This is a genomic window from Kitasatospora sp. NPDC029367 (assembly GCF_055569135.1).
This window is the reverse complement of the sequence record NZ_JBVHYH010000060.1, coordinates 1-16,194: the sequence shown is the minus strand read 5'-3', so window position 1 is coordinate 16,194 and position 16,194 is coordinate 1. Positions and strand designations below refer to the sequence as shown.

Below are 16,194 nucleotides of genomic sequence, written 5' to 3'. Positions count from 1 at the left end.
ATTCGTCCCGTCCTCGACGCTTTCCGGTCCGCACGACGACCGGATCCGGCCCCGGTCTCCGAACCGGTTCCGGATCCGTCCAGTCCGTCCGATCATGGGCTCCGCAGCCCGCGAAACGAGGGGAAGAGCCCATGAGCGACGCCGTCCCCCAGTACGGCTTCACCCAGGCCCGGCGCGGCTACGCGCCCGAGCAGGTCGACCGGGCGCTGGCCGCCCTGACCGCACAACGTGACGAGGCCTGGGAGCGGCTGAGCGTCCTGGGAGCCGGGATCCGGCAGATGGAGACCAGGCTCGACGACATCCGCCGGGCCGCCGAGGAGGCCCCGGAGCCGGACTACGAGGTGCTCAGCGAGCAGGCCGCCGGACTGGCCGAGATGGCCCGGAACGAGGCCCGCGCCGTCAAGGAGAAGGCCGAGCGCTACGCCGAGGACCTGCGGGACGAGGTGTACGAGGCCGGCCAGGCGGCCGAGCAGGCCGCCAAGGAGTACGCCGCCACCGTCCGCGCCGAGGCCGACGCCGCCGCCCGCCGCACCGAGGAGCGCACCCGCGCCGAGGCCGAGGGCATCCGCGCCGAAGCCGACCGGGAGAGCCGCGCCGCCCGGGACGGCGCCACCGCCTACGCCGCCAAGGTCCGGGTGGCCGCCGCCGAGGCCAGCGAGCAGGCCGAGGCCGAGCTGGCCGCCAGGCGCCGCAAGGCCGACGAGACCTTCGCCGCGGCCCAGGCCCAGGCCGACGCCGAGGACGCCGAGGTCTCCGCGACGGCCGAGCGCCGGGTCAAGGAGGCCGAGCAGCACCGGGAGACGGTGCTGAACCGGATCAAGCAGCTGGAGACCGACGCCCAGGCCAAGGCCGACCAGCTGGTCGAGCAGGCCCGCCGGGAGGCCGAGAAGATCAACGCGGAGAGCGAGCGCGAGCAGCAGGCCTTCGACGCCCGGCTGGAGACGGTGCAGCAGCACCTGGACCACATCAAGGCGACGCTGGCCTCGCTCACCGGCGCGGCGGTCGGGCAGATCGAGCCCGAGCAGCTGGCCGCGGCCGCCGCCGGGGCCGCCGCGGCTGCGGCGGCCGGACCGGTGGACGCGGTGGCGGACACGGCGACGGTCGATTCGGAGGCGGACACCGGGGAGATCCCGCTGCCGGACCTGCGCAGCGCCGCGGCCCCGGCCGACGGCCCGGCCGAGGCTCCCGCCGGTGCGCGGCCCGGCGCGACGGCGCTGCTGCGGCAGCCGGTGGTCGGTGGCGGCGTGGCGGCCAGGGCCACCGGCGTCAGGCCCGCCGACGCCGAGCCCGCCGACGCCGAGCCCGCCGACGTCGAGGCCACCGATGCGGAGCCCGAGGGTGTCGCCGCCCCGGTGGTGACCGGTCCGGTCGTCCCGGCCGCGGTGCCGCCGAAGCCGGCCGCGCCGCCGGCGGTGCCCGTGGACGGTGTGGCGGCGGCCGAGGGCGCCGAGGGCGCGGACGAGACCCGGATCATCCCGAAGATCATCATCGTGGACGACGGCGCCGGTTACGCACCCCCCAACACGGTGTCCTACCGCCGCAAGTAGTCCTCAACCGCCCTCGCCCGCGGTCTGCCGGGTGAGCTTGGCGTCCTGGGCCCTGACCGCCTCCCGCTGGGCGGTCGGGGCCTGTGCGTTGCGGTCGGTCAGCTGCCGTAGGTAGCCGGCCGGCACGGCGAATCAGAGGCCGGCCGGGCCGGATCGGCCGGGAGCCCGCGCGCCGCGGGAGAGACGGATGAGGCCGAGACCCGTGGCGCCCTCCAGGAAAGGGCGCCACGGTTCCCGGCGCTTGGGCGGGCGCCCCCACCCAGGGTCGCCCGGCCTCGCACCTCCGACCCCCATCGGGGGTGCGACAGTGCCGCCACAGCCATCCCCCACGGTTGGGTGCGGCGGGCACATTCACCATGGTGCGCGATCTCCATGGACGGCCAGTGACAGGAGTATGTCCAGTTCGTGGCGGATGGCGGAGCCCGGTCCGGGCCGGCGCCCGAGCGGTTCGCCCACCGGTCGGGCCGGTGTTGCGTCCAGTGGTTCGCCTACGGTCATGTCCCTGACAGAGATGTCCGGGGCCGCCGCTCGGCCCCCGCGCGGCCGGTCGCCCGGGCGGCGCGGCCCCGCCGGGCTCGTACGCCGCGTGGCTGTCCGTGCCGCGGCGTAGGCTGGAGACCCCCGGCCGCTCGGCGTGCCGGGCCGTTCGCGTTGCCCCGGCGGGCCGTTCGCCGCCCGGAGGCAGCACCAGCCACGGCACGAAGAAGAGACCCCAGATGAGTCTGACCGGACTGCTCGATGTCGTCGCGCGGGACGCGGCGCTCGCCGAGGCGATCGAGGCGGCCACCGCCACCGGCGCCGCGGCCGGCGGCCGCCGGCACCTGGACCTGGTCGGACCGCCCGCGGCCCGGCCGTTCGCCGTCGCCGCGCTGGCCCGCGCGCTCGCCGCCCGGGCGGCCGGCGAGCGGGGCCGCCCGGTGCTGGCCGTCACCGCGACCGGGCGGGAGGCCGAGGACCTGGCCGCCTCGCTGCGCTCGCTGCTGCCCGCCGACGCGGTCGCCGAGTACCCCGCCTGGGAGACCCTGCCGCACGAGCGGCTGTCGCCCCGCTCGGACACCGTCGGCCGCCGACTGGCCGTACTGCGCCGGATCGTGCACCCGCGGGCGGACGACCCGGCGGCCGGGCCGGTGCAGGTGATCGTCGCCCCGGTCCGCTCGGTGCTCCAGCCGCAGGTGAAGGGGCTGGCCGAGCTGGAGCCGGTGGCCGTCCGGCGCGGGGAGACCCACGACCTGGAGGAGATCGCCCGCGGGCTCGCCGCGGCCGCCTACGCCCGGGTCGAACTGGTCGAGAAGCGCGGCGAGTTCGCCGTCCGCGGCGGCATCCTGGACGTCTTCCCGCCGACCGAGGAGCACCCGCTGCGGGTGGAGTTCTGGGGCGATGAGGTCGAGGAGATCCGCTACTTCAAGGTCGCCGACCAGCGCTCGCTGGAGATCGCCGAGCACGGGCTGTGGGCGCCGCCCTGCCGGGAGCTGCTGCTGACCGACCAGGTGCGCGCCCGGGCCGCCGAACTGTCGGCCCAGCAGCCCGGGTTGGCCGAGATCCTGGACAAGATCGCGGAGGGCATCGCGGTCGAGGGCATGGAGTCGCTGGCGCCCGTGCTGGTGGACGACATGGAGCTGCTGCTCGACGTGCTGCCGCTCGGCTCGGTCACGGTGGTCTGCGACCCGGAGCGGGTCCGGACCAGGGCGGCCGACCTGGTGGCCACCAGCCAGGAGTTCCTCCAGGCCTCCTGGGTCGCGGCGGCCGCCGGCGGTGACCGGCCGATCGACCTGGAGACCATCGACGTCTCCGCCGCCTCGCTGCGCTCGCTCGCCGAGGTGCGCGAGCACGCCGACCGGATTGGTCTGCCCTGGTGGTCCGTCAGCCCGTTCGCGACCAGCGAGTCGACGCTCGACGGCATCCTGGAGGTCGACGTCAACACGCTGACCCTCGGCATGCACGCCGTCGAGGCCTACCGGGGCGACACCGCCCGGGCGATCGCCGACGCCAAGGAGCGGCTGGCCGCCGACTGGCGGGTCGTCATGGTGACCGAGGGCCACGGCCCGGCCTCCCGGCTGGCCGAGGTGCTCGGCAACGAGGGCATCCCGGCCCGGCTGGTCGCCGACCTCGCCGAGGCGCCCACCCGGGACGTCGTGTACGTCTCCTGCGGGTCCATCGAGCACGGCTTCGTCGACGAGCGGCTCAAGCTCACCGTCATCACCGAGACCGACCTGTCCGGCCAGCGGTCCTCCACCAAGGACATGCGCCGGATGCCGTCCCGGCGCCGCAACGCGATCGACCCGCTGGCCCTGGCGGCCGGCGACTACGTGGTGCACGAGGCGCACGGCGTCGGCCGGTACGTCGAGATGGTGCAGCGCACCGTCCAGGGCGCCACCCGCGAGTACCTGGTGCTGGAGTACGCCCCCGCCAAGCGCGGCCACCCCGGCGACCGGCTGTTCGTGCCGACCGACCAGCTGGACCAGGTCACCAAGTACGTCGGTGGCGAGGCCCCGACGCTGCACCGGCTCGGCGGCGCGGACTGGGCCAAGACCAAGCAGCGGGCCAAGAAGGCGGTCAGGGAGATCGCCGCGGACCTGATCAAGCTGTACTCGGCCCGGATGGCCGCCCCCGGCCACACCTTCGGCCCCGACACCCCGTGGCAGCGCGAGCTGGAGGACGCCTTCCCGTACGCGGAGACGCCGGACCAGCTGACCACCATCGCCGAGGTCAAGTCGGACATGGAGAAGTCCGTCCCGATGGACCGGCTGATCTGTGGCGACGTCGGCTACGGCAAGACCGAGATCGCGGTGCGGGCCGCGTTCAAGGCGGTGCAGGACGGCAAGCAGGTCGCCGTGCTGGTGCCGACCACCCTGCTGGTGCAGCAGCACTTCTCCACCTTCGCCGAGCGCTATGCCAACTTCCCGGTCACCGTGAAGGCGCTGTCCCGCTTCCAGACCGACAGCGAGGCCAAGGCCGTCCTGGAGGGGCTGTTCGAGGGCTCGGTGGACGTCGTCATCGGCACCCACCGGCTGTTCTCCTCGGAGACCAGGTTCAAGGACCTCGGCCTGGTCATCGTCGACGAGGAGCAGCGCTTCGGCGTCGAGCACAAGGAGCAGTTGAAGAAGCTGCGCGCCAACGTGGACGTGCTCACGATGTCCGCGACGCCGATCCCGCGCACCCTGGAGATGGCCGTCACCGGCATCCGCGAGATGTCCACCATCACCACCCCGCCGGAGGAGCGGCACCCGGTGCTGACCTTCGTCGGGCCGTACGACGAGAAGCAGATCTCGGCCGCGATCCGGCGTGAACTCCTGCGCGAGGGCCAGGTGTTCTACATCCACAACCGGGTCGAGTCGATCGACAAGGCGGCCGCCCGGCTCAAGGACCTCGTCCCCGAGGCGCGGATCGCCACCGCGCACGGGCAGATGGGGGAGACCCAGCTGGAGAAGGTCGTTGTCGACTTCTGGGAGAAGGAGTTCGACGTCCTGGTGTCGACCACGATCGTGGAGTCCGGCATCGACATCTCCAACGCCAACACCCTGATCGTCGAGCGCGGCGACACCTTCGGCCTCTCCCAGCTCCACCAGCTGCGCGGCCGGGTCGGGCGCGGGCGCGAGCGCGGCTACGCGTACATGCTGTACCCGCCGGAGAAGCCGCTCACCGAGACGGCCCACGAGCGGCTGGCCACCATCGCCCAGCACACCGAGATGGGCGCCGGTATGTACGTCGCCATGAAGGACCTGGAGATCCGCGGCGCCGGCAACCTGCTCGGCGGCGAGCAGTCCGGGCACATCGCGGGCGTCGGCTTCGACCTCTACATGCGGATGGTCGGCGAGGCGGTGGCCGAGTTCCGCGAGTCGCTGGCGAACGGCGGCGAGCCGGAGGAGGAGCCGCTGGAGGTGAAGATCGAGCTGCCGGTCGACGCCCACGTGCCGCACGACTACGCCCCCGGTGAGCGGCTGCGGCTGCAGGCCTACCGCTCGATCGCGGCGGTCAACTCGGAGGCGGACATCCAGCAGGTCCGGGACGAGCTGGCGGACCGCTACGGGAAGCTGCCCGAGCCGGTCGAGAACCTGCTGATGGTCGCCGGCCTGCGGCTGTACGCCCGCCGTTGCGGGATCTCGGACATCACCCTCCAGGGCTCCAACGTCCGCTTCGGCCCGGTGGAGCTGCGGGAGTCCCAGCAGTTGCGGCTGAACCGGCTCTACCCGCGCAGCCAGGTCAAGGCGGCGGCCCGGCAGCTGCTGGTGCCCCGGCCGAGCACCGGCCGGATCGGCGGCAAGCCGCTGGTCGGGCGCGAACTGCTCGGTTGGTGCACCGAGTTCCTGTCGGCGATGTTCGACGACCTGGCGGGGACGAAGAAGTAGCCCCCGGCGGTCCACAGCGGTCCCCGGCGGTCCACAGCGGTTCACGGCGGTCCCGGGCCCGGCCCGGGGCCGCCGTTCGGCCGTCGGGCACCGGCCGGGGCCCGGGGCGCCCGCGGCGGGTAGGTTCGAGGTGTGACGACTAATGGTGTGCCGACGGACGCCCCGGGCGCGAAGCTGATCCTGCTGACCACCACCCACCGGGTGGCCCCCGGGCTGCTGGCGTGGCCGGCCTGGGAGGCGCTGCGGTCGGCCGGGCGGGTGCTGGTGGCGGACGAGGGGCATCCGCAGGTGGCGGCGGTGCGGCAGGCCGGGGTGGCGGTGGAGGTGGTGCCGGCCGGGTCGGCGCCGGCGCTGGCGCGGCTGCTGACCGGGCAGCCGACCGGGGCGGGGCCGACGGTGTGGCTGGGCGGCCCGGACGGGGACCCGGGGCTGACGGACGCGCTGGCCCGGCTCGCGGTGGAGCACGCCGGGGAGGTGCCGGAGATCGAGGTGCTGCCCGGCTCGTACGACCTGCCGGGTGCGCGGCTGCTGGACCTCGCCTCGGTGATGGACCGGCTGCGCTCGCCCGGCGGCTGCCCGTGGGACGCCGAGCAGACCCACGAGAGCCTGGTGAAGTACCTGGTCGAGGAGGCCTACGAGCTGGTCGAGGCGATCGAGGAGGGGGACCGGGACGCGCTGCGCGAGGAGCTGGGCGACGTCCTGCTGCAGGTGTTCTTCCACGCCCGGATCGCCGAGGAGCACCCGACCGGGCCGTTCACCGTTGACGACGTGGCCGGGGACATCGTGGACAAGCTGGTGTACCGGCACCCGCACGTGTTCGGGGACGTCGAGGCGGAGGGCGCCGCCGAGGTGGAGGCGAACTGGGAGCAGTTGAAGGCGGCCGAGAAGGCGGACCGGGAGTCCGTCCTGGACGGCGTCCCGGCCGGGCTGCCGGCGCTGGCGTACGCGGCGAAGCTGGTGTCCCGGGTGCGCCGGGCGGGCTTCGCACAGGTGCCGGACGAGCCGTACGAGCTGCCGGCGGAGCTGACCGCGGAGTCGGTGGGCCGACTGCTGCTGGCGGTGGTGCAGCGGGCGCACGACGCCGGGGTGGACGTGGACGCGGCGCTGCGCTCGGCCGCGCGCGGCTACCGGGAGGCGGTGCGCGCGGCCGAGGGGCTCAAGCCGGAGTAGTGGGGGCGGCTCAGGCCGCCGTGGCGGTGCGCTCCGAGGCGGACCGCTGCGGCGGGACGAGCTCGCCGATCGCCTCGCCGATCAGGACGACCAGCTCGGCGAGGCGCTCCAGGTCGAGGTGGGCGGGCAGGTCGGCGAGGGAGACGATCCGCTCGCCCTTCGGGCCCGCCACGCAGAAGAGGTCGATCGGACCGAAGTGCTTCTCGGCGGTGTCGACCAGGGCGGCGACGTCGCTGGGCCGGCGGACGTCGCCGGAGACGCCGACCACGGGGCAGCCCGGCCGGTCGAGTTCGGCGGCGAGGTCCTCGGCGACGCCGACGTGGGTGTCGGCGATCAGCATCCCGGCGGCATCGGCCGCGGCGAACCGGCGGGCGAGGTCGGCCCCCGAACCGCCCGCGAGTACCGCGATGACGACGACTGCTCCGCTGACCGTCATTGGTCCAGCTCCTCCCTGCGGGCGGCACCGCACCGGCGCCCGCGCGTACTTCGGAGGATCGTAGGCACGTCCTGACCCTCCGCAACAGGGATTACCCCGCAGGTGACCAGGCTCACGCCTGCCGCCCGGCCAAGAGCTGGCCAAGGCCTGTCCACCCGGCGTCCACGAGCCGTCCACGGAGTGTCGGCGCCCCGCTCACGCGCCGGTCACGGACGGTTCGCGCCGCGGTGACCTCCGGCCGGTCGCGGGGGCACGTCCGCCGGTGGTCCGGGCCCGTCCGGTCCAGCGGTTACGGTCGACCCATGCCAGCTCAGCCCGAGGGCGCCCAGCCCGCCGCCCAGCCCGACCCGCAGCTCTTCACCTGGGAGTTCGCCGCCGACCCGTACCCCGCCTACGCCTGGCTGCGCGAGCACGCGCCGGTGCACCGCACCAAGCTGCCGAGCGGGGTGGAGGCCTGGCTGGTGACGCGCTACGCGGACGCCCGGCAGGCGCTCGCGGACAGCCGGCTGTCGAAGAACCCGGCGCACCACAGCGAGCAGGCGCACCGCACCGGCCGGGTGGGCATCCCGGGGGAGCGGCAGGCGGACCTGATGACCCACCTGCTGAACATCGACCCGCCGGACCACACCCGGCTGCGCCGCCTGGTGGCGAAGGCGTTCACCCCGCGCCGGGTGGCCGAGTTCGAGCCGCGGGTCCAGCAGCTGACCGACCGGCTGATCGACGGCTTCGCGCAGCGCGGTTCGGCGGACCTGATCCACGAGTTCGCGTTCCCGCTCCCCATCTACGCGATCTGCGACATGCTGGGCGTGCCGGCCGAGGACCAGGACGACTTCCGCGACTGGGCCGGAATGATGCTGCGCCACACCAAGCCGGGCCAGGCGGGCGGCCAACGCGGTGGTGTGGGGCGGGCGGTGAAGCGGATGCGGGCGTACCTGCTGGAGCTGATCCACCGCAAGCGGGCGGACCTCGGGGACGACCTGATCTCCGGCCTGATCCGGGCGAGCGACCACGGCGAGCACCTGACCGAGAACGAGGCCGCCGCGATGGCCTTCATCCTCCTCTTCGCCGGGTTCGAGACGACGGTGAACCTGATCGGCAACGGCACGTACGCGCTGCTGCGCAATCCCGGCCAGCGGGCCCTGCTGCAGGAGTCGGTGGCCCGCGGCGAGACCGCGCTGCTGGAGACCGGGATCGAGGAACTCCTGCGCTACGACGGGCCGGTGGAGCTGGCGACCTGGCGGTTCGCGACCCGTCCGCTGACCATCGGCGGGGTGGAGATCCCGGTCGGGGATCCGGTGCTGGTGGTGCTGGCGGCGGCGGACCGCGATCCGGCCAGGTTCTCGGACGAGAACACCCTCGACCTGGCCCGGAGCGACAACCCCCACCTGGGGTTCGGGCACGGCATCCACTACTGCATCGGCGCCCCGCTGGCCCGGCTGGAGGGGCGGTCCGCGCTGGCCACACTGCTTTCCCGGCTGCCCGATCTGCGACTGGCCGAAAGCCCGGAGAATCTGCGCTGGCGGGGTGGCCTGATCATGCGTGGATTGCGCGAACTTCCGGTCGAATTCAGTCCGGAGCTCAGGTCGCCGCACGGCCTTCCTGAGCCGGCGACACGCTGACGAGGCATCCGGAACCGGCCACCAACGGCGGTATGAACGCCCATCAAACCGGACAAAGACCCGCCGTTGGTAGGCGATCGAACACGGGCCGTAATTCTGGTGTGATGTCGGTGATATGAGCTTGTGATTCGTCTGAGGATCTGTCTAGTCTCCGTGGAGTTCGCAGCTGCGGACCTCGTGCGCGGGACGCCGAATCCTGCCCGCCGCGTCACGGGAAACCGACCAGAACCCTGGGCAGGGGCGGGGGAACCAGGTTTGTTGCCGTTCCTCCACGGCTCGGGGTGAAGCCGCCCGCGCGGAATCGATTCCGCAGACGGCGGCCGGGCCACCTCCCGGTCCGAACCCGACAGCTCACCTCGCAGGCGTGCGGAGAGGGACCTTCATGCTGTTCGTTGGAACTGGCCGTCATCGTCGTCGCACCCAGGCCGAGAAGGCCATCGCCGTCGCAGGTGTGGCCGGCGTCGGACTCGCACTGCCGCTCCTCACCGCCACCGGTGCCTCCGCCGCCCCGGCCTCCGTCTGGGACTCCGTCGCCCAGTGCGAGAGCGGCGGCAACTGGAGCATCAACACCGGCAACGGCTTCTCCGGCGGCCTCCAGTTCACCCCCAGCACCTGGAAGGCGTACGGCGGCACCGCGTACGCGGCGCAGGCCAACCAGGCCAGCAAGGCGCAGCAGATCGCGGTCGCCGAGAAGGTCCTCGCCTCGCAGGGCCCCGGCGCCTGGCCGGTCTGCTCCAAGAAGGCCGGCCTGAGCAAGGGCGGCGCCCCGGCCGAGGTGGACACCTCCTCGGACGTCAAGCCGCAGAAGCAGCAGGCCCAGCAGCAGGCGCCCAAGCAGCAGGCCCCCAAGGCCGCCGCGAAGCCCGCCCAGTCGAAGCCGGTCCAGCAGTACGCGCCGAAGCACGCCGCGCCGAAGCAGGCCGAGAAGCCCGCCGACCCGTCGGCGCAGCAGTACGCCCCCAAGCACGCCGCCCCGCGGGCCGCCCAGGCCCCGGCCGCCACGACCGGCCACGACTACACCGTCCGGGACGGCGACACCCTGTCGGGCATCGCCACCGCCCAGGGCGTGTCCGGTGGCTGGCAGGCGCTGTACGACGGCAACCGCGGCACGGTCGGCGGCAACCCGGACCTGATCGTGCCCGGCCAGGTCCTGCACCTGGGCTGAGCCGGACCGCTTCCACGGCGGACGACACGCTGGACAGGTAGGGGGCCGCGCCCGGCGGCCCCCTACGTCCGTGTCCGCCCGCCCCGGTGGGACGCGCCGGGACGAGCAGGTGAACTACCGGTGGGTAGCCGGGCCACACGGTGAGACGCAGCCCAGGCCGACGTGGCCCCGGGAGCCCGGGCGGTTAGGCTCTGGTCGTAACGACTCCGCAATCGTCCGGCCGACGGCACCACCCGCAGCCGGACCCTGCTTCCGCAAGGAGATGCTTCGTGCCGTCCATCGATGTCGTCGTAGCCCGTGAAATCCTCGACTCCCGCGGCAACCCCACGGTCGAGGTCGAGGTCGGCCTCGACGACGGCAGCACGGGTCGTGCCGCTGTTCCGTCGGGTGCCTCGACCGGCGCCTTCGAGGCGCTCGAACTGCGCGACGGCGACAAGAACCGCTACTTCGGCAAGGGCGTGGAGAAGGCCGTCCTGGCCGTCATCGAGCAGATCGGCCCCGAGCTGGTCGGCTACGACGCCACCGAGCAGCGCCTGATCGACCAGGCCATGCTCGACCTGGACGCCACCCCGGACAAGTCCTCGCTCGGCGCCAACGCCATCCTGGGCGTCTCGCTGGCCGTCGCGCACGCCGCCTCCGAGGCCAGCGACCTGCCGCTGTTCCGCTACCTGGGCGGCCCGAACGCGCACGTCCTGCCGGTCCCGATGATGAACATCCTCAACGGCGGCTCGCACGCGGACTCCAACGTCGACATCCAGGAGTTCATGATCGCCCCGATCGGCGCGGAGTCCTTCTCCGAGGCCGTCCGCTGGGGCGTCGAGGTCTACCACACCCTCAAGGGCGTGCTGAAGGAGCGCGGCCTGTCCACCGGCCTCGGCGACGAGGGCGGCTTCGCGCCGAACCTGGACAGCAACCGCGAGGCCCTGGACCTCATCACCGAGGCCATCCAGAAGGCCGGCTACGTGCCCGGCCGCGACATCGCGCTCGCCCTGGACGTCGCCGCCTCCGAGTTCTACGAGGACGGCGCCTACCAGTTCGAGGGCAAGGCGCTGACCTCCGCCGAGCTCATCGAGTACTACGCCGAGCTGGTCGCCTCCTACCCGCTGGTCTCCATCGAGGACCCGCTGGACGAGTCGGACTGGGACGGCTGGAAGGCCATGACCGTCAAGCTGGGCGACAAGGTCCAGCTGGTCGGCGACGACCTGTTCGTCACCAACCCGGCCCGCCTGGCCAAGGGCATCGAGACCGGCACCGCCAACGCGCTGCTGGTGAAGGTGAACCAGATCGGCTCGCTGACCGAGACCCTGGACGCCGTCGAGCTGGCCCAGCGCAACGGCTACCGCTGCATGATGTCGCACCGCTCCGGCGAGACCGAGGACGTCACCATCGCCGACCTGGCCGTCGCCACCAACTGCGGCCAGATCAAGACCGGTGCCCCGGCCCGCTCCGAGCGCGTCGCCAAGTACAACCAGCTGCTGCGCATCGAGGAGATCCTCGACGACGCCGCCGAGTACGCCGGCCGCGGCGCCTTCCCGCGGTTCAAGCACGAGGGCTGAGCACGCCCGGGCCGGGCGACGTCCGGCCCGGCCGCCGGGGGCCCGAGGCCCCCGGTAGCGCACGCCTGACCGGTGCCCCGCCGCTCACCCCGTAGGGTGGACGGCGGGGCACCGTCGCGACCAGGAGGGGATACGGGAGATGGCTGGCTGGAGGATCCCGGGCTTGGCGGCCCGGCCTCGGTTCACGAGCCGGGCGACCGTCCTGGTCCTGGTGCTCTGCTCGCTGGTGGCGATCCTGGCCTACCCGACGCGGCAGTTCATCTCCCAGCGCGCCGAGATCTCCGCCCAGCGGGCGAAGGCCGACCACGCGCGCCAGCAGGTCGACCAGCTGCGCCGGGACAAGGCACGCTGGCAGGACCCGGAGTACGTCAAGGCGCAGGCCCGCGCCCGGCTGCACTACGCGGTGCCGGGGGAGACCCCGTACATCGCGGTGGACCCGGCCGGTCCAGCCGCCCAGCCCTCCGCCCCGGCCGGTTCGGCCGCTCCCGCCGCCGACGCGGCCGCCGGCCCGGCGAAGGCCGCCAAGCCCTGGTACACCAGCATCTGGGACTCGGTGGACGCCGCCGACACCGTCGCGCTGGCTCCCGCCGCACCCCGTCCGCTCCCCCCGTCCTCCGTTGGAGACCCCACCCCCCATGACCACTGAGAACCACCCCGCCGTCTCCGACGCCGACGTCGCGGCCATCGCCGCCCAGCTCGGCCGGGTGCCGCGCGGCCTGCGCGGCGTGGCGCACCGCTGCCCCTGCGGCAACCCCGACGTCGTGGAGACGGCCCCCCGGCTGCCGGACGGCACGCCGTTCCCGACGCTGTACTACCTGACCTGCCCCAAGGCCGCCTCGCTGATCGGCACCCTGGAGGCGGAGGGTGTGATGAAGGATCAGACGGCCCGGCTCGCCGAGGACCCGGAGCTGGCCGCCGCCTACCAGAAGGCGCACGAGGACTACATCGCCCGGCGTGACGCGATCGAGGTGCTGGAGGGCTTCCCGAGCGCCGGCGGCATGCCGGACCGGGTGAAGTGCCTGCACGTGCTGGTCGGCCACTCGCTGGCGGCCGGAGAGGGCGTCAACCCGCTCGGCGACGAGGCGATCGGCATGCTGGAGGACTGGTGGGCCAAGGGCCCGTGCGTCTCCCCGGCCGAGGTCCAGGCCGCCGGTGAGCGGGTCGCCCGCAACCGCGCCAAGGACCAGGACCACGAGGCCGTGATCGCGGCCAAGCAGCAGAAGGCCGCCGAGCGGGCGGCGAAGAAGCGCGCCGCCGAGGAGACCACGGCGGGTCAGGAAGCCGCGGCGGCGCAGGACGCGGCGGCGGAGCAGGAGTCCGAGTGAGCACGACCCGGGTGGCCGCGATCGACTGCGGCACCAACTCGATCCGGCTGCTGGTCGCCGACCTGGACCCGGAGACGGGCGAGATCACCGACCTCGACCGCCGCATGATCATCAACCGGCTGGGCCAGGGCGTCGACCGCACCGGCCGGCTGCACCCGGACGCGCTGGAGCGCACCTTCGCCGCCTGCCGGGAGTACCGGGAGGTCATCGCGGGCTTCGGCGTCGGCCCGGAGCGCACCCGCTTCGTCGCCACCAGCGCCTCCCGGGACGCCGAGAACAGCGACGAGTACGTCAAGGGCGTGCGCGACATCCTGGGCGTCGAGCCCGAGGTGGTGAGCGGCGAGGAGGAGGCGCACCTGTCCTTCGTCGGTGCCACCAAGGAGCTGGCCGGCGGGCAGTTCCCCGCCCCCTACCTGGTCTTCGACCTGGGCGGCGGCTCCACCGAGTTCGTGCTCGGCGGGGCGGAGGTCCAGGCGGCGCGCTCGGTGGACATCGGCTGCGTGCGGCTGACCGAGCGGCACTTCGGCGGCGCCGAACTGCCCTCCGAGGAGCAGATCGCCGAGGCCCGGGCGCACGTGCGGGCCGAGCTGGACAAGGCCGAGGAGGTCGTCCCGCTGACCGGTGCGGCCACCCTGGTGGGCCTGGCCGGGACGGTCACCACGGTGTCCGCGATCGCCCAGGACCTGCCCGCGTACCAGTCGGAGCGGATCCACCACTCCCGGATCAGCCGCGAGCGGGTCGCCGAGATCGCCCGCGAGCTGCTGGCCGCCACCCACGCCGAGCGCGCGGCCATCCCGTCGATGCACCCGGGCCGGGTGGACGTGATCGCGGCGGGCGCGCTGGAACTGCTGGAGATCATGGACCGCACCGGCGCCGCCGAGGTGGTCGTGAGCGAGCACGACATCCTGGACGGCATCGCCTGGAGTACGGCCTCCTGACCACCCTCAGGCCTTACCCCACCGGCCCCGACGCCCCTTTCGGGGTGCCGGGGCCGGGGCACGCCCGGGTGCGTGCGAGAACCTTCGTGAATTTCTTCACATGGCGATCCAGCCTTTCGTCGCACCCCGTGGCCCGCTACGCCCGAATTGTGAGACCGAAGGCCCTCCGGTCGAACGGCCCCTTGGATCGCAGGTCAGGGCTCGTCCGAGGTTTGAAAATCGAAATCACGAGCGGGAACCCGGGCGCTGTACGGATCGTTGCTGCTCAGCCGGGTAGTGCTCCGGCGCACGTTCGCGGGGGGCTGTCGAGGGTCGTGAGCCGGTGCGCCGGGCCGGTTTTTGTGGGCGCGGAGTGTAGCACGGGGTGTCCATGAGCTTGTGACCGGGCTCACGAAGGCTGCTCCGGACGGTGCTGGATACTTTCGGATATGAGCACCACGGAGCGTCCTCGCATCCTCATTGTCGGCGGTGGTTACGTCGGCCTGTATGCCGCGATGCGCATCCTCAAGAAGATGCGTTACGGCGAAGCGACCGTCACGGTCGTCGACCCGCGGTCGTACATGACGTACCTGCCCTTCCTCCCCGAGGCGGCCGGCGGCAACGTCGCGCCCCGCAACCTCGTCGCGCCGCTGCGCAAGACCCTCAAGCAGGCGGAGGTGCTGACCGGGTCCGTCACCGGCATCGACCACGCCCGCAAGGTCGCGACCATCCAGCCGGCGGCCGGCGACAGCTACGAGCTGCCCTTCGAGTACCTGGTCGTCGCGACCGGCTCGGTCTCCCGCACCTTCCCGATCCCGGGTCTGGCGGAGAACGGCATCGGCATGAAGACGGTCGAGGAGGCCATCGGCCTCCGCAACCACGTCATGGCCCAGCTCGACAAGGCCGAGTCCACCTCGGACGAGGAGGTCCGCCGCAAGGCCCTGACCTTCGTCGTCATCGGCGGCGGCTTCGCCGGCATCGAGACGGTCGCCGAGGTCGAGGACATGGCCCGCGACGCGGCGAAGCTGTACAAGACCGTCAGCCGCGACGACATGCGCTTCGTCGTGGTCGAGGCGGCCAACCGCATCCTCCCCGAGATGGGCCCGGACCTCGGTCTGTGGACCAAGGAGAAGCTCGAGGAGCGTGACATCGAGGTCTACATCGAGACCTCGATGGACTCCTGCGTCGACGGCCACGTCGTGCTGAAGAACGGCCTGGAGATGGACGCCGCCACCATCGTGTGGACGGCCGGCGTGAAGCCGAACCCGGTGCTGGCCAACTTCGGCCTGCCGCTGGGCCCGCGCGGCCACGTCGACACGGCGCCGACCCTCCAGGTCCAGGGCTTCGACTACGTCTGGTCCGCCGGCGACAACGCCCAGGTCCCGGACCTCGCCGCCGGCGAGGGCGCCTGGTGCCCGCCGAACGCCCAGCACGCCTGCCGCCAGGCCGTCGTCCTCGGTGACAACGTGATCTCCGGCATGCGGGGCTTCCCGCAGAAGGAGTACAAGCACAAGAACCTGGGTGCGGTCGCCGGTCTCGGCCTGCACAAGGGCGTGGCGATCCTCTTCGGCAAGTACAAGCTCAAGGGCCGTCCGGCCTGGTGGTTCCACCGCCTGTACCACGGCGCGATGGTCCCGACCTTCAACCGCAAGGTCCGCGTCTTCACCGACTGGACCCTCGCGATGTTCCTCAAGCGCGAAGCGGTCGGCCTCTCCCAGATGGAGAACCCGCAGCTTCCGATCCAGGAGGTCACGCCGCCCACCAAGCCCGTCGAGGCCGCCAAGCCGGCCGTCGACAAGGAGCTCGCCAGCAAGTAAGCGACTGGACCCCGGTGTGGGAGCGCCGGGGTATGAGTCGGAGGCCCTCCGCCCGGCAGTGTCGCCGGACCACGACCTCCGTGGTGCTCAGCCGGCCGTGCGACCGGGCGGAGTACAGCAGTAGTGGAGCCCCTGCCGAGAACCCTCCGGCAGGGGCTCTTGCTGTGCCCCGCGGCGGCTTCTGCTGTGCGCAGGAGCGGGCCCGGGGGGGGGGGGGGGGGGGGGGGGGGGGGGGGGGGGGGGGGGGGGGGGGGGGGGGGGGGGGGGGGGGGGGGGGGGGGGGGGGGGGGGGGGGG

11 protein-coding genes, 1 pseudogene and 1 riboswitch are annotated in these 16,194 nt (G+C 73.2%); of the genes and pseudogenes, 10 read left to right on the top strand and 2 right to left on the bottom strand.

The features are described from left to right. Positions 1-131 precede the first annotated feature (131 nt). Positions 132-1,547, top strand: coding sequence for a hypothetical protein (locus ACZ4W5_RS27455; RefSeq protein ID WP_465657552.1), 1,416 nt, complete (start codon positions 132-134; stop codon positions 1,545-1,547). Positions 1,548-1,550: 3 nt separating this feature from the next. Here the strand turns inward: ACZ4W5_RS27455 and ACZ4W5_RS27450 are convergent, their stop codons facing one another. Continuing rightward, positions 1,551-1,673 carry a hypothetical protein gene (locus ACZ4W5_RS27450; RefSeq protein ID WP_465657551.1) on the bottom strand — a complete coding sequence of 41 codons (123 nt, stop codon included), beginning with the start codon at positions 1,671-1,673 and terminating at the stop codon, positions 1,551-1,553. A gap of 590 nt (positions 1,674-2,263) precedes the next feature. Here ACZ4W5_RS27450 and mfd point away from each other — a divergent pair. Together mfd and ACZ4W5_RS27440 are read left to right on the top strand one after the other, a co-directional pair. Next, a complete protein-coding gene (gene mfd / locus ACZ4W5_RS27445; RefSeq protein ID WP_360231123.1) occupies positions 2,264-5,893 on the top strand; it encodes a transcription-repair coupling factor in 3,630 nt (1,209 codons plus the stop codon). 132 nt (positions 5,894-6,025) lie between these two features. Next, positions 6,026-7,063 carry a nucleoside triphosphate pyrophosphohydrolase gene (locus tag ACZ4W5_RS27440; RefSeq protein ID WP_465657549.1) on the top strand — a complete coding sequence of 346 codons (1,038 nt, stop codon included), beginning with the start codon at positions 6,026-6,028 and terminating at the stop codon, positions 7,061-7,063. A 10-nt stretch (positions 7,064-7,073) separates the two neighbouring features. Here the strand turns inward: ACZ4W5_RS27440 and ACZ4W5_RS27435 are convergent, their stop codons facing one another. Further along, positions 7,074-7,499, bottom strand: a complete 426-nt coding sequence (locus ACZ4W5_RS27435) for an SDR family NAD(P)-dependent oxidoreductase (protein WP_465657547.1) — start codon at positions 7,497-7,499, stop codon at positions 7,074-7,076. Between the two features lie 302 nt (positions 7,500-7,801). Here ACZ4W5_RS27435 and ACZ4W5_RS27430 point away from each other — a divergent pair, with 302 nt between their 5' ends. The 7 genes and pseudogenes from ACZ4W5_RS27430 (at position 7,802) to ACZ4W5_RS27400 (ending at position 15,898) form a co-directional block, all read left to right on the top strand. After that, complete coding sequence (locus tag ACZ4W5_RS27430; RefSeq protein ID WP_360231114.1) at positions 7,802-9,118, top strand: cytochrome P450 family protein; 1,317 nt, start codon at positions 7,802-7,804, stop codon at positions 9,116-9,118. 210 nt (positions 9,119-9,328) lie between these two features. Beyond that, positions 9,329-9,499: riboswitch (cyclic di-AMP (ydaO/yuaA leader) on the top strand. A gap of 1 nt (position 9,500) precedes the next feature. Next, on the top strand, positions 9,501-10,283 hold the full coding sequence (locus ACZ4W5_RS27425; RefSeq protein ID WP_465657545.1) for a transglycosylase family protein: 783 nt from the start codon (positions 9,501-9,503) through the stop codon (positions 10,281-10,283). A gap of 269 nt (positions 10,284-10,552) precedes the next feature. Beyond that, complete coding sequence (gene eno, locus ACZ4W5_RS27420; protein WP_360231108.1) at positions 10,553-11,839, top strand: phosphopyruvate hydratase; 1,287 nt, start codon at positions 10,553-10,555, stop codon at positions 11,837-11,839. Positions 11,840-12,002: 163 nt separating this feature from the next. Beyond that, positions 12,003-12,485: an FtsB family cell division protein gene (locus ACZ4W5_RS27415; RefSeq protein WP_360231105.1), complete on the top strand. Its 483-nt coding sequence runs from the start codon at positions 12,003-12,005 to the stop codon at positions 12,483-12,485. After that, a pseudogene (locus ACZ4W5_RS27410) lies at positions 12,457-12,978 on the top strand (DUF501 domain-containing protein); the annotation flags it as partial. The gene ACZ4W5_RS27415 and the pseudogene ACZ4W5_RS27410, both read left to right, overlap by 29 nt. 182 nt (positions 12,979-13,160) lie before the next feature. After that, a complete protein-coding gene (locus ACZ4W5_RS27405; protein WP_360231102.1) occupies positions 13,161-14,102 on the top strand; it encodes a Ppx/GppA phosphatase family protein in 942 nt (313 codons plus the stop codon). A gap of 428 nt (positions 14,103-14,530) precedes the next feature. Continuing rightward, the gene (locus ACZ4W5_RS27400; RefSeq protein ID WP_465657543.1) at positions 14,531-15,898 is read left to right on the top strand and encodes an NAD(P)/FAD-dependent oxidoreductase; all 1,368 of its coding nucleotides are present in this window, start codon (positions 14,531-14,533) and stop codon (positions 15,896-15,898) included. The last annotated feature ends 296 nt before the right edge of the window (positions 15,899-16,194 follow it).